The following is an 11714-nucleotide window of genomic DNA, read 5'->3' as shown; positions in this document are numbered from 1 at the left end:
CAGGGGCGAACGCCGCCCGGGCCGGTGCCCGGGAGCGTACGCCCCTGCGCACGTGACGCGTTTCATACTCCACCCGGGCTGCGCACGGCCCGATCCGGACGTCCGCGCGCCCCACGCGCCGGGCGCTTTCCCGGCCCGTGGCGACAAGGTGGTTATGCTGCCGAGTTGTTGTGCGGACCGGACGAGTACGCCCGAAGGGGGGCGGGCCACTCGGTCCGACGAGAGCGAGGAGGCGTCCGGGCACATGGAGACGACGAGTCGGACAGTCGCGCAGGCGACGGCCGCGGAGGACGGACCACAGGTCCTCTCCGTCCGGCGTACGGTCGACGGCTACCTTCGGGCGCCCTTCCCCTGGTACGGCCTCGACGAGGCCTTCACCGGCCCCCGCTGGCTGATGCAGGTCGGCACGGCGGCCGACGGTGCCGTCGAGCACGGATCGATCGGGCACGGCGACGAGCCCTCGGTGCGCAGCGAGTACACGGCCGGGACCGACCAGGACGCCAAGGAGAAGTTCGCGGTCGTCGTGACCGTGGCCGCCAACCCGGTCCGCCGCAGTGCCGACGGCACCGGCCTGCTGGAGGCCACCTCGGTCTCCTCCGCCGCCTGGCTCGCCGGGGTGGGGCTGCTGTCCTTCACGTGGCCCGGCCAGATGGACCACTCCCTGCGCGACGACTGGCTGGAGCAGCAGACGGAGACCGCGTGGGTCCTCGCGGACGACCTCGGCGGGCCCGACTGGTCGACGCTGTCCCTGCCCGTGGACGGGACCCCGACGCAGTTCCACTACCGCGAGTCGGAGTTCGGCTGGGTGCTCGCCGGGACCACGCAGGCGGGCGTGCACGTGGGCGCGTACGGCAGGGGCATGAGCGCGTACGGCCTCGGCTTCGCCGTGGTCCAGGACATCGGCACGTACGCGGCCTGAGCACGGGCCGCTCGGTCATGACGAAGGGCGCCGTCCCCGCGGGGGCGACGCCCTTCACCGTCACGTCGTCACGGCGGCCCCTCGGGACCGCACGCCTAGAACTTGTTCTTCGGCGTGATCCCCAGGGACAGTCCCGCAAGACCCCGCTGCCGCCCGCCCAGCTTCCCGGCGATCGAGCGGAGCGCCGAGCCCGCCGGGGAGTCCGGGTCGGTCAGGACGACCGGCTTGCCCTCGTCGCCGCCCTCCCGCAGGCGCACGTCGATCGGGATGGAGCCGAGCACCGGGACGTTGGCGCCCGTGGTCCGGGTGAGACCGTCGGCCACCGCCTGGCCGCCGCCGGTGCCGAAGACGTCGACCATCTCGCCGCAGTGCGGGCAGGGCAGCCCGGACATGTTCTCGACCACACCGACGATCTTCTGGTGGGTCTGCACGGCGATCGAGCCCGCCCGCTCGGCCACCTCGGCCGCCGCCTGCTGGGGCGTGGTGACGACCAGGATCTCGGCGTTCGGGACCAGCTGGGCGACGGAGATGGCGATGTCGCCCGTGCCGGGCGGCAGGTCGAGCAGCAGCACGTCCAGGTCGCCCCAGTACACGTCCGCCAGGAACTGCTGGAGCGCGCGGTGCAGCATCGGGCCGCGCCAGACGACCGGCGCGTTGCCCGGGGTGAACATGCCGATGGAGATGACCTTCACGCCGTTCGCCGACGGCGGCATGATCATGTTCTCGACCTGGGTCGGACGTCCGTCGGCGCCCAGCATGCGGGGCACCGAGTGGCCGTAGATGTCGGCGTCCACCACACCGACCTTCAGACCGTCGGCCGCCAACGCCGCCGCCAGGTTCACCGTCACCGACGACTTGCCGACGCCGCCCTTGCCGGAGGCGACCGCGTACACCCGGGTCAGACTGCCCGGCTTGGCGAACGGCACCTCGCGCTCGGCCTGGCCGCCGCGCAGGGCGTTCGCCAGCTCCTTGCGCTGCTCGTCGCTCATGACGTCCAGCGTGACGTCGACCCGGGTGACGCCCTCGACCCGGGAGACCGCGTCCGTCACGCGCTGCGTGATGGTCTCCCGCATGGGGCAGCCGGAAACCGTCAGGTACACGGTGACCGCGACCGCACCGTCCGCACCGATCTCCACCGATTTGACCATGCCGAGCTCGGTGATGGGTCGGTTGATCTCGGGGTCGTTCACCGTCGCCAGTGCCTCGCGCACCGCGTCTTCCGTAGCCATAACCACGATGGTACGGCGCCGGGTACACCCGCCGGTAAGTTCCTCAGTGGTCGTCTGTGTCACGTCCCGGCGGCCGCTGCGCCCGCATCGCCGGGAACGCCCCCGGGTGGTCCCGGTGCCCGTCCTGTCGTTCCTCCAGCTCCTTCAGCAGGTCCTGCAGCTCCGAGCGGATCCAGTCCCGCGTCGCCACCTCCCCGAGCCCGATCCGCAGGGCGGCGACCTCCCGGGTCAGGTACTCGGTGTCCGCGATCGACCGCTCGTTCTGCTTGCGGTCCTGCTCCAGGTTGACCCGGTCGCGGTCGTCCTGCCGGTTCTGCGCGAGCAGGATCAGCGGGGCCGCGTAGGAGGCCTGGAGGGAGAGCGCCAGGGTCAGGAAGATGAACGGGTACTCGTCGAAGCGCAGCTCGGACGGGACGGAGACGTTCCACACCACCCACAGGATGATGACGACGGTCATCCAGACGATGAACCGCCCGGTGCCCAGGAACCGCGCGATGCGCTCCGACAGCCGTCCGAAGGCGTCCGGATCCCACTCGGGCAGCAGCCGGCGCCGGGGCGGGCGCGGCTGGTCCAGCCGTGGTGCCCGCGGCCGGCCGGCGGCCGTGGCGCCCACCGGCGTCCGCTCGCGCACCCCCTCGCGCTCAAGAGCCATCGGCCGCCACCCCTTCGTCGAGGTGGAACTCGGTCTCCCGCCAGTCCTCGGGCAGCATGTGGTCCAGCACGTCGTCCACCGTCACCGCGCCCAGCAGCGCACCCGCCTCGTCGACCACGGGCGCCGCCACCATGTCGTACGTGGCGAAGAAACCGGCGACCACGGGCAGCGCCGCGTCCGGCTCCAGGGGCTGCAGGTCGTCGTCCAGGATGGAGCCGACCAGGGTGTACGGGGGATCGCGCAGCAGGCGCTGGAAGTGGACCGTGCCCAGGTACTTCCCGGTGGGGGTCTCCTCGGGCGGGCGGCAGACGTAGATCTGCGCGGCGTGCGCCGGGGAGAGGTCGGGGTTGCGGATGCGGGCGAGCGCGTCCGCGACGGTCGCGTCGGGGCGCAGCACGATCGGCTCGGTCGTCATCAGACCGCCCGCCGTGTTCTCCTCGTACGACATCAGGCGCCGCATGTCGGCCGCGTCGCCGGGCTGCATCAGGCTCAGCAGCCGCTCCTTGAACGTCTCGGGCAGTTCGCCGAGCAGGTCGGCCGCGTCGTCGGGGTCCATGGCCTCCAGGACGTCGGCGGCGCGCTCCTCCTTCAGCTTGCCGAGGATCTCGATCTGATCGTCCTCGGGCAGCTCCTCCAGCACGTCGGCCAGCCGGTCGTCGTCGAGGGCGGCGGCGACCTCGGCGCGTCGCTTGGGGGAGAGGTGGTGCAGCGTGTTGGCGAGGTCGGCGGGGCGCAGCTGCTCGAAGGTGGCGAGCAGGTTCTCGGCGCCCTGCCCCTCCTCCTCCAGGGAGAAACCGGTGACCGCGGTCCACTCGACGGTCAGCGTCTCGCCCTTGCTGCGCCGGAACGCGCCGCCCTTCCTCCCCTTGCGCACGAAGACGCGGTCGATCTCCCACCCGCGGCGGGCCGGCAGCTGATGCACCGACAGGTCCAGGACGGTGACCTCCTCGCCGCTGTCCACGAGGGTCACCCGCCGGTCGAGGAGCTCGCCGAAGACCAGCCGTTCGGTGGGCCGCTGCTCGAAGCGCCGGACGTTGAGCACGCCGGTGGTGATGACCTGGCCGGACTGCACGGCGGTCACCCGGTTCATGGGCAGGAAGATGCGGCGGCGGGTGGGGAGTTCGACCACCAGGCCGAGCAGTCTCGGCGGACGCCGGCCGACCCGCAGGACGACGACCAGGTCGCGCACGCGGCCCACCTGGTCGCCGTTCGGGTCGAAGACGGCGACACCGGAGAGGTGCGAGACGAAGAACCGGGGGGCGCCCGCTGCCATGGCGGCGGCTCCTTTGCGTGCGGGGTGTTTCGTCGGGTGGTACTGCCTGCTGCGTCTGTTTTCCGAATTGCCCGCTCGGGTGGGCTTCAGGCTAGCCCGTCCCGATCGGCCGTGCGCCGACGGCCGCTCCGGACGGACTGGCTCCGTTCGGATCACCCGTCCCCGGTACCCTGCGGTACGCCGTTCAGCTCCCCTCCCAGAGAGGCAGCCCCACCTGTGACTCAGATCTCCCAGGACCGTTCCCGCAGGGCCGCGCTGGCGGGCGCCGTGTGCGCGCTGCTGGTGGCGGGGACGGCGCTCACGGGATGCTCCGAGGATCCGAACGAGGGCACCAACGGTGTCGGCAGGCTGTCCGCCGACGAGATCCAGGACCGGACCCGCAAGGCCGCGGAGTCGGTCGACACGGTCCGGCTGCACGGGACCGTGGTCACCAACGGGCGCAGCTACACGCTCGACATGAGGCTGAAGTCCGAGGGCGGCATCGGGTCGGTCACCACCAAGGGGGAGACGTTTCGCCTGCTGCGGATCGGCGACGAGCTCTTCCTGAAGGCCGGTGCGGATTTCTGGGGTCATACGAGCGGCGGGGACGCGGGCGACGGCGCGACGGACGCGGCGGCCGGCAAGCTCGCCGAGAAGTACGTGAAGGTGCCGCAGGGCGACCCCTCGTACAAGAAGTTCAGCGGTTTCACGGACAAGGACGTCCTCCTCGGCGGTCTGCTGACCCTGCACGGCAAGCTGGCCACGGACGGCCACCGCGAGCAGGCCGGCGTCCGCACCATCCGCATCACCGGTGACAAGGGCTCCGGCGGCACCCTGGACGTCTCGCTCGAGGGCAAGCCGTATCCGCTGCGCCTGGTGCGGGCCGGCGAGGCGGGCACCCTCACGTTCTCGGCCTGGGGCACCGACTTCCCCCTGGAGAAGCCGGCCGGGAGCGAGACCCTGGACTACGGCAAGCAACTCCCCACCTCGTAGCCGGACGGGCCCTAGCCCTGGCGGCGCCGCTTCTTCCGCAGCAGCCGGTGCAGGCCCGCGGGGATCGGCCTCCTGGTCGTCACCGGCGTCGGCAGTGGTGGCTCGGCCAGTGAGCCGTCGGGCAGCGGTGCCGTCTCCCCGGTCGGTTCCAGGCGCAGGACCCGGCACTCGCGGGCCCAGCGCTGCGTCATCGCCTCGCCGTCGGGCGCGTTGAGCCGCTTGCCCTTGAGGCCGTCGACGGCGGCCGTCCACTCCTCGGAGCCGGACGGCAGCTCCACGACCCGCGCGGTCCAGGAGACCAGTCTGCCGCCCTTGTCCTTGCTGCGGACCGTCACCCGGGCCGTCCCGCCGCCGGCCAGTCCCGGCAGCGGCTGCTCCCCGGGCCCGTCGCCGACCACGCAGGCGGCACCCTCGTGCCACACGTGCCACAGCGCACGGGCCGGGGTGCCGGGCCCCTCGACCCAGATGAGGCCGGACTTCTTCGTGGCCTCCTCGATGAGGGCCCGGTCGAGCAGCTCGCTTGTCATGGGCCCAGCCTATCCAGGCCCGTCCGGGGCGCCGGGGCCTCAGAGCCAGCCGTTGCGCTTGAGCGTGCGGTGGATGCCCAGGCAGATGGCCACCGTGATTCCCAGGACCAGGGGGTAGCCGTACTTCCAGTCGGTCTCCGGCATGTACGAGAAGTTCATTCCGTACACCCCGCAGACCATGGTCGGGACGGCGATGATGGCGGCCCACGAGGTGATCTTGCGCATGTCCTCGTTCTGCGCCACGGAGGCCTGGGCGAGGTTGGCCTGGAGGATGGAGTTCAGCAGTTCGTCGAAGCCGATGACCTGCTCCTGCACCCGCGCCACGTGGTCGGCCACGTCCCGGAAGTACTTCTGGATCTCCGGGTCGATCAGCCGCATCGGCCGCTCGCTCAGCAGCTGCATCGGCCGCAGCAGCGGCGCCACGGCCCGCTTGAACTCCAGCACCTCGCGCTTGAGCTGGTAGATCCGCCCGGCGTCCGTACCGCGCGGCGTGCCCTTGCGGCCCGGCGAGAACACCTCCGTCTCGACCTCGTCGATGTCGTCCTGCACCGCGTCGGCGACCGCGAGGTAGCCGTCGACGACGTGGTCGGCGATGGCGTGCAGCACGGCCGAGGGGCCCTTGGACAGCAGCTCGGGGTCGTCCTGCAGGCGGTGCCGCAGGGCGCGCAGGGAGCCCTGTCCGCCGTGCCGGACGGTGATGAAGAAGTCCCGGCCGGTGAAGCACATCACCTCGCCGGTCTCGATGACCTCGCTGCTGGAGCCGCTCCGGTCGTGGTCGAGGTAGTGGATGGTCTTGAAGACCGTGAACAGCGAGTCGTCGTAGCGCTCCAGCTTGGGCCGCTGGTGGGCCTGGACGGCGTCCTCCACGGCCAGCGGGTGCAGTCCGAACTCGCGGGCGATACCGGCGAATTCGGCTTCGGTCGGCTCGTGCAGACCGATCCACACGAAGCCCCCGTCGCGGCGCACCAGCCGCATCGCCTCCTGCGGGCCCAGCGGGCCCTCGGTCTCCAGGCGGCGGCCGTCGCGGTAGACGGCGCAGTCCACGACGGCGGTGGTCGTGGCGGGGTCGCGGGGGGTGTCGTACGGACCGTTCTCCTTGCGCAGCGAGACACGGGAGGAGGGGCGGACCACGGCACGCAGGTCGCGGATCATCGACATGGCGGGCTCCTTCGCGGACGGGCAACGAAAGGCGCCGGTACGACGGGTGGAACAACCCGGAATGAGGACGTCCTGAACTGCGGATGTTTGACACGTCCACAAAGCGGGGAGCACCGCACCGTCGCGGTGGCGAGCTTCGTCGCTGATACAGCTACCGAGGCGGATCAGACAGAACGAAACGACGTGCTCTTCCGATGAAGACGCGTGTGAGAGAGGTGGCAGCCAGAGAAGAAGCGGCTACATCAGCGGGCGGAAGAGCGGGTGATACTGCACGGTCGACTTCGGTCCATGCCAGCCCCACCTCCTCCGGCCGGTCCCTCGTGAGGGACGATCCACGATCCCCTGAGGGGATTCCCCGGTAGACGGGGAGTGTCACATCGGCGTCGGGACTCGACCGCGACGCTTCTGCGTGCTGTCCCGAACCACCGGCCAAGCGTATCAGTCGATCGGCGTGTCAAGGCGCCGCTTTGCCCTGTGCTGACGAGTTCTATGCTCGCCGCATGGCTGATGTTCTTCCTCTGGTCGAGGCCCGGTTGCGCACGGCGCTGGGCGAACCGGACGCGCGGGCGGCGGTCACCTTCCTGGGCACGGACCGCGTCGAGGTGCTGCGCTTCCACGAGGGCGACATCGTGCGCTACGCCACCCTCGGCATGTCCGCGCAGCCCATGGCCGACCCCACGGCCGTGGTCGCGGACCCGGTCGCGGGGCCGCGCGCGGAGCTGGTGCTGTCGGTCCGGGCCGGGCGCGCCGACACCGACAAGGTGCTCCGCCCGCTCGCCGTGCTGGCCGCGTCCCCGCAGGTCGAGGGCGTGGTCGTGGCTCCCGGCGCCTCCCTGGACGTCGGTGAGCCGCTGTGGCCCGGCGCTCCGTTCACCTCGGTGCTGGTCGCCGAGCCGGGCGGTCTGGTGGAGGACCTGGAGCTCGACGCGCCCCGGGACCCCGTACGGTTCCTGCCGCTGCTGCCCATGACCCCGAACGAGGCCGCCTGGAAGCGGGTGCACGGCGCCCAGGCCCTCCAGGAGCGCTGGCTGACCCAGGGCACGGACCTGCGGGACCCCACCCGCACCTCCGTCCCACTGGAGTGATCAACCTCACCAACGCCTCCTCGGCTCGGGTCAGTTGGTGAGGGCGGTGACGCCGTCCCCGGTCGCGTGGCGCGTCTGCGGGTCCTCGGCGACGGGGGCCTCCCCGCCCGGGCGGAGCCGGGGGTGGGGGAGGGCGAGCGCCTTTCGCCGTACGGCCACCACCAGCGCGCCCAGCACCGCCGTGACCGCCGCGACCACGAACGGGACGCGCGCGTCGGTCCACTCCTCGATCTTCGGTGCGAACCAGGGCGCGGCCGCCGCCGCGAACCAGCGCACGAAGTTGTACCCGGCGCTCGCCACCGGGCGCGGCGCGTCCGACACCCCGAGCGCCAGCTCGGTGTACACGGTGTTGTTCACGCCGATGAGGGCGCCGGACAGGACGGTGCAGACGACGGCGGTGGTGTGGTCGCCGTACCCCAGGACGAGCACGTCGGCCGCGAGCAGCAGCAGCGAGCCGCCCAGCACCTTCAGCGAGCCGAAGCGCCGCTGCAGCCGCGGTGCCGCGATCACCGAGAAGACGGCGAGCAGCACGCCCCAGGCGAAGAACACCGCCCCGGACCGGTACGGGGACATGTCCAGCACGAACGGCGTGAAGGCCAGCACAGTGAAGAACGTGTAGTTGTAGAAGAACGCCGAGACCGCCGTCGAGGCCAGTCCGCCGTGGCCCAGCGCCCTGAGCGGGTCGAGCGGCGAGGTCCTGCGGGCCGGCTTCGGCTGTTCCTTCAGGAACGCCGCGATGCACAGGAAGCCGACCGCCATCAGGAAGGCCGTGCCGAAGAAGGGGTAGCGCCAGCTCGCGTCACCGAGCAGCGCGCCCAGCAGCGGCCCGCAGGCCATGCCGAGGCCGAGGGCGGACTCGTAGAGCAGGATCGCCGCCGCGCCGCCCCCGGCCGCCGCGCCGACGATGACCGCGAGGGCCGTGGAGACGAACAGGGCGTTGCCGAGCCCCCAGCCGGCCCGGAAGCCGACCAGTTCCCCGACCGATCCCGAGGTGCCGGAGAGCCCCGCGAAGACCACGACGAGGGCCAGGCCGAGCAGCAGGGTCTTCCGGCCGCCGATGCGGCTGGAGACGAAGCCGGTCACCAGCATCGCGAGCGCGGTGATGAGGAAGTACGAGGTGAACAGCAGGGAGACCTGGCCGGCGGTGGCGTCGAGGCCCTCCGCGATGGAGGGCAGGATCGGGTCGACGAGCCCGATCCCCATGAAGGCGACGACGGACGCGCCGGCCGTCGCCCACACGGCCTTCGGCTGCCTGAGGATGCCGCCCGTTCCCGCGTCGAAGGGGGCCATGGGGGGTGCTCCAATCCCGGACGTGACTGGGGTGCCGGATGCCCGGCAGATGGTTGGCAATTGCACACGATAAGTTAGCCGGGCTAATTGATGCAAACTACATCTATTTGCTGTCGTCCCGGGAGGTTCCCTCCGGACGGGTGATCGTCCTTGACGTGGCGCGGCCGGGGTAGGACCGTGGGGCTCTATGAGGGGCGAACCCAGTTGCCCGAAGTGCGGTGGCCGGGTCAGGGCTCCCGGCCTCTTCTCCGATGCCTGGGAGTGCGCTGTGCACGGTGCCGTGCACCCGATGCAGCCGGTGATACCGCCCAGCGTCGAGGCTCTCGAGGTGGTCGTGCGCCGCACGAAGGTGCCGGTGTGGATGCCGTGGCCGCTACCGGTGGGCTGGCTGTTCACCGGCGTGGCCTGCGCGGGGGACGACCGCAGCGGGGGCCGTGCGACCGCCGTCGCGTGCACCGGGCCCGGACCGCTCGGCGGCATGGGCGAGCTCATCCTGGTGGCCGAGGAGCTCGGCGTCGGCCTCGGTGCGCGGTACGCGGGCATCGACGGCCCGGACCCGGGGCCGTACATGGACGTCGAGAAGCCCGCCCAGACCAAGGTCCTGGCCGCCGGCCGCCCGACGCCGCTCTGGCACGTCTCCAAGACCCCGGACGACCGTGCCGTGTTCGCGGGCGAGGCGCTCGGGATGTGGCTGTGGGCGGTGGTGTGGCCGGAGCAGTCCGGGCTGCTGATGTACGACGAGCTGGTGCTCGCCGACCTGCGGGACGCCGGGGCCGAGGTGGAGCTGGTGCCCTGCGGAGCGCTGTCGCCGCGCCTGCTGGAGACGTAGGGCCCGCTGTTCGGAGCCCTCCGGGGGCGCGGGGTCCGGTCCGGACGGCGGAGTTCGGTCCGGGCGGCGGGAGCAGGCGGCTCGCCGCGGGCGCGTAGGGGGCGCAGTACCGGTTCGGGTGTGACAGGGGACGGTGAAAACCCGGTTATCCTGAAGCGTCCCCGTCCGTCCCGTCACCGCTTTGGAGTAACGCGTCGTGCGTATCGACCTGCACACCCACTCCACCGCGTCCGACGGCACGGACACGCCGGCCGACCTGGTCCGCAAGGCCGGCGCCGCAGGTCTCGACGTCATCGCGCTGACCGACCACGACACCACCCGCGGGCACGCCGAGGCCCTCGCCGCGCTGCCCGAGGGGCTCACCCTGGTCACCGGCGCCGAACTCTCCTGCCGGCTCGACGGTGTCAGCATGCACCTGCTGGCCTACCTCTTCGACCCCGAGGAGCCCGCGCTGCTCGCCGAGCGCGAACTGGTCCGGGACGACCGGGTGCCGCGGGCCCAGGGCATGATCGCCAAGCTGAACGCGCTGGGCGTGCCCGTCACCTGGGAGCAGGTCGCGCGGATCGCCGGCGACGGATCGGTGGGCCGTCCGCACGTCGCCGCCGCGCTCGTCGAACTGGGCGTCGTGCCGACCGTGGGTGACGCGTTCACCCGGGAGTGGCTGGCCGACGGCGGCCGGGCCCACGTGGAGAAGCACGAGACCGACCCCTTCGAGGCGCTGCGGCTGGTCAAGGGCGCGGGCGGGGTCGCGGTGTTCGCGCACCCGGCCGCGAGCAAGCGGGGCCGGACCGTGCCGGAGTCCGCGATCGCCGAACTGGCCGAGGCCGGCCTCGACGGCATCGAGGTCGACCACATGGACCACGACCCCGGGACGCGGGCGCGGCTGCGGGGCCTTGCGCAGGAGCTGGGGCTCCTGGTGACCGGGTCCAGCGACTACCACGGCAGCCGGAAGACCTGCGTCCTCGGCGAGTTCACGACGGACCCCGAGGTGTACGGCGAGATCACACGGCGCGCGACCGGGGCGTTCCCGGTGCCGGGGGCCGGCGGAGTCTGAGGCCCCGTCCTCCCGCCCACCTTTCGTTCGTCCCTCAGCGCGAGGCAGTCATGCCTGGCGTTCGTTCTTCAGCAAGGCAGTCATGTTCGACGTCGCCGTCTTCGGCTCTCTCTTCCTGACCCTTTTTGTCATCATGGATCCCCCCGGGATCACCCCGATCTTCCTCGCGCTGACCGCAGGTCGGCCCGCCAAGGTGCAGAAGCGGATGGCCTTCCAGGCCGTGTGCGTGGCCGGTGGCGTGATCGCCGTCTTCGGTCTGCTCGGCCATCAGATCCTCGACTACCTGCATGTGTCGGTGCCCGCGTTGATGATCGCGGGCGGGCTGCTGCTCCTGCTGATCGCGCTCGACCTGCTCACCGGCAAGACCGACGAACCCCAGCAGACCAAGGACGTCAACGTCGCGCTGGTCCCGCTGGGCATGCCGCTGCTGGCCGGGCCCGGCGCCATCGTGTCGGTCATCCTCGCCGTGCAGAAGGCCGACGGCGCCGCCGGGCAGGTCTCGGTGTGGTCGGCGATCCTCGCCATCCACGTCGTGCTGTGGCTGGCGATGCGGTACTCGCTGCTGATCATCCGGGTCATCAAGGACGGCGGCGTGGTCCTGGTGACGCGCCTCGCGGGCATGATGCTCTCCGCGATCGCCGTGCAGCAGATCATCAACGGTGTCACCCAGGTGGTCCGGGGCGGCTGACCCGGCCGCGGGACGCGCGGAGCCCCCGTACCGATCGG

General features: G+C 71.7%; 12 protein-coding genes. 6 read left to right on the top strand and 6 right to left on the bottom strand.

Annotation, left to right across the window (positions count from 1 at the left end; genetic code table 11):
* Nucleotides 1-244: 244 nt before the first annotated feature.
* Nucleotides 245-919, top strand: coding sequence for a hypothetical protein (locus B7L92_RS03920; RefSeq protein WP_081236088.1), 675 nt, complete (start codon nt 245-247; stop codon nt 917-919).
* 95 nt (nt 920-1014) lie between these two features.
* Here B7L92_RS03920 and B7L92_RS03915 read toward each other — a convergent pair whose 3' ends face one another.
* The 3 genes from B7L92_RS03915 to B7L92_RS03905 are packed head-to-tail and all read right to left on the bottom strand — an operon-like array spanning nt 1015 to nt 4073.
* Nucleotides 1015-2148, bottom strand: a complete 1134-nt coding sequence (locus B7L92_RS03915; RefSeq protein WP_081236087.1) for an Mrp/NBP35 family ATP-binding protein — start codon at nt 2146-2148, stop codon at nt 1015-1017.
* 43 nt (nt 2149-2191) lie between these two features.
* The gene (locus B7L92_RS03910) at nt 2192-2800 is read right to left on the bottom strand and encodes a DUF1003 domain-containing protein (RefSeq protein ID WP_081236086.1); all 609 of its coding nucleotides are present in this window, start codon (nt 2798-2800) and stop codon (nt 2192-2194) included.
* Nucleotides 2790-4073 carry a magnesium transporter MgtE N-terminal domain-containing protein gene (locus tag B7L92_RS03905; RefSeq protein ID WP_081236085.1) on the bottom strand — a complete coding sequence of 428 codons (1284 nt, stop codon included), beginning with the start codon at nt 4071-4073 and terminating at the stop codon, nt 2790-2792. Before B7L92_RS03905 ends, B7L92_RS03910 begins: the two co-directional genes overlap by 11 nt.
* A gap of 216 nt (nt 4074-4289) precedes the next feature.
* Here B7L92_RS03905 and B7L92_RS03900 point away from each other — a divergent pair, with 216 nt between their 5' ends.
* Nucleotides 4290-5045: a hypothetical protein gene (locus B7L92_RS03900; RefSeq protein ID WP_081236084.1), complete on the top strand. Its 756-nt coding sequence runs from the start codon at nt 4290-4292 to the stop codon at nt 5043-5045.
* 11 nt (nt 5046-5056) lie between these two features.
* Here B7L92_RS03900 and B7L92_RS03895 read toward each other — a convergent pair whose 3' ends face one another.
* The gene (locus B7L92_RS03895) at nt 5057-5572 is read right to left on the bottom strand and encodes a hypothetical protein (protein ID WP_081236083.1); all 516 of its coding nucleotides are present in this window, start codon (nt 5570-5572) and stop codon (nt 5057-5059) included.
* A gap of 39 nt (nt 5573-5611) precedes the next feature.
* Nucleotides 5612-6730, bottom strand: a complete 1119-nt coding sequence (locus tag B7L92_RS03890; RefSeq protein ID WP_081236082.1) for a magnesium and cobalt transport protein CorA — start codon at nt 6728-6730, stop codon at nt 5612-5614.
* 500 nt (nt 6731-7230) lie between these two features.
* Between B7L92_RS03890 and B7L92_RS03885 the strand changes: the two genes are divergently transcribed.
* On the top strand, nt 7231-7815 hold the full coding sequence (locus B7L92_RS03885) for a suppressor of fused domain protein (RefSeq protein ID WP_081236081.1): 585 nt from the start codon (nt 7231-7233) through the stop codon (nt 7813-7815).
* A gap of 30 nt (nt 7816-7845) precedes the next feature.
* Here the strand turns inward: B7L92_RS03885 and B7L92_RS03880 are convergent, their stop codons facing one another.
* On the bottom strand, nt 7846-9105 hold the full coding sequence (locus B7L92_RS03880) for an MFS transporter (protein ID WP_081236080.1): 1260 nt from the start codon (nt 9103-9105) through the stop codon (nt 7846-7848).
* A 187-nt stretch (nt 9106-9292) separates the two neighbouring features.
* Here B7L92_RS03880 and B7L92_RS03875 point away from each other — a divergent pair, with 187 nt between their 5' ends.
* From B7L92_RS03875 to B7L92_RS03865, 3 genes are all read left to right on the top strand, one after another.
* Complete coding sequence (locus B7L92_RS03875; protein ID WP_004983713.1) at nt 9293-9934, top strand: DUF6758 family protein; 642 nt, start codon at nt 9293-9295, stop codon at nt 9932-9934.
* A 196-nt stretch (nt 9935-10130) separates the two neighbouring features.
* A complete protein-coding gene (locus tag B7L92_RS03870) occupies nt 10131-10988 on the top strand; it encodes a PHP domain-containing protein (RefSeq protein ID WP_081236079.1) in 858 nt (285 codons plus the stop codon).
* An 82-nt stretch (nt 10989-11070) separates the two neighbouring features.
* A complete protein-coding gene (locus B7L92_RS03865; RefSeq protein ID WP_081236078.1) occupies nt 11071-11676 on the top strand; it encodes a MarC family protein in 606 nt (201 codons plus the stop codon).
* Nucleotides 11677-11714: the final 38 nt, after the last annotated feature.

The sequence above is a fragment of the Streptomyces viridosporus genome (assembly GCF_002078235.1).
Taxonomy (GTDB): Bacteria; Actinomycetota; Actinomycetes; order Streptomycetales; family Streptomycetaceae; genus Streptomyces; species Streptomyces viridosporus.
The sequence above is the reverse complement of the archived record's forward strand: the minus strand, read 5'-3'. Positions and strand labels throughout refer to the sequence as shown.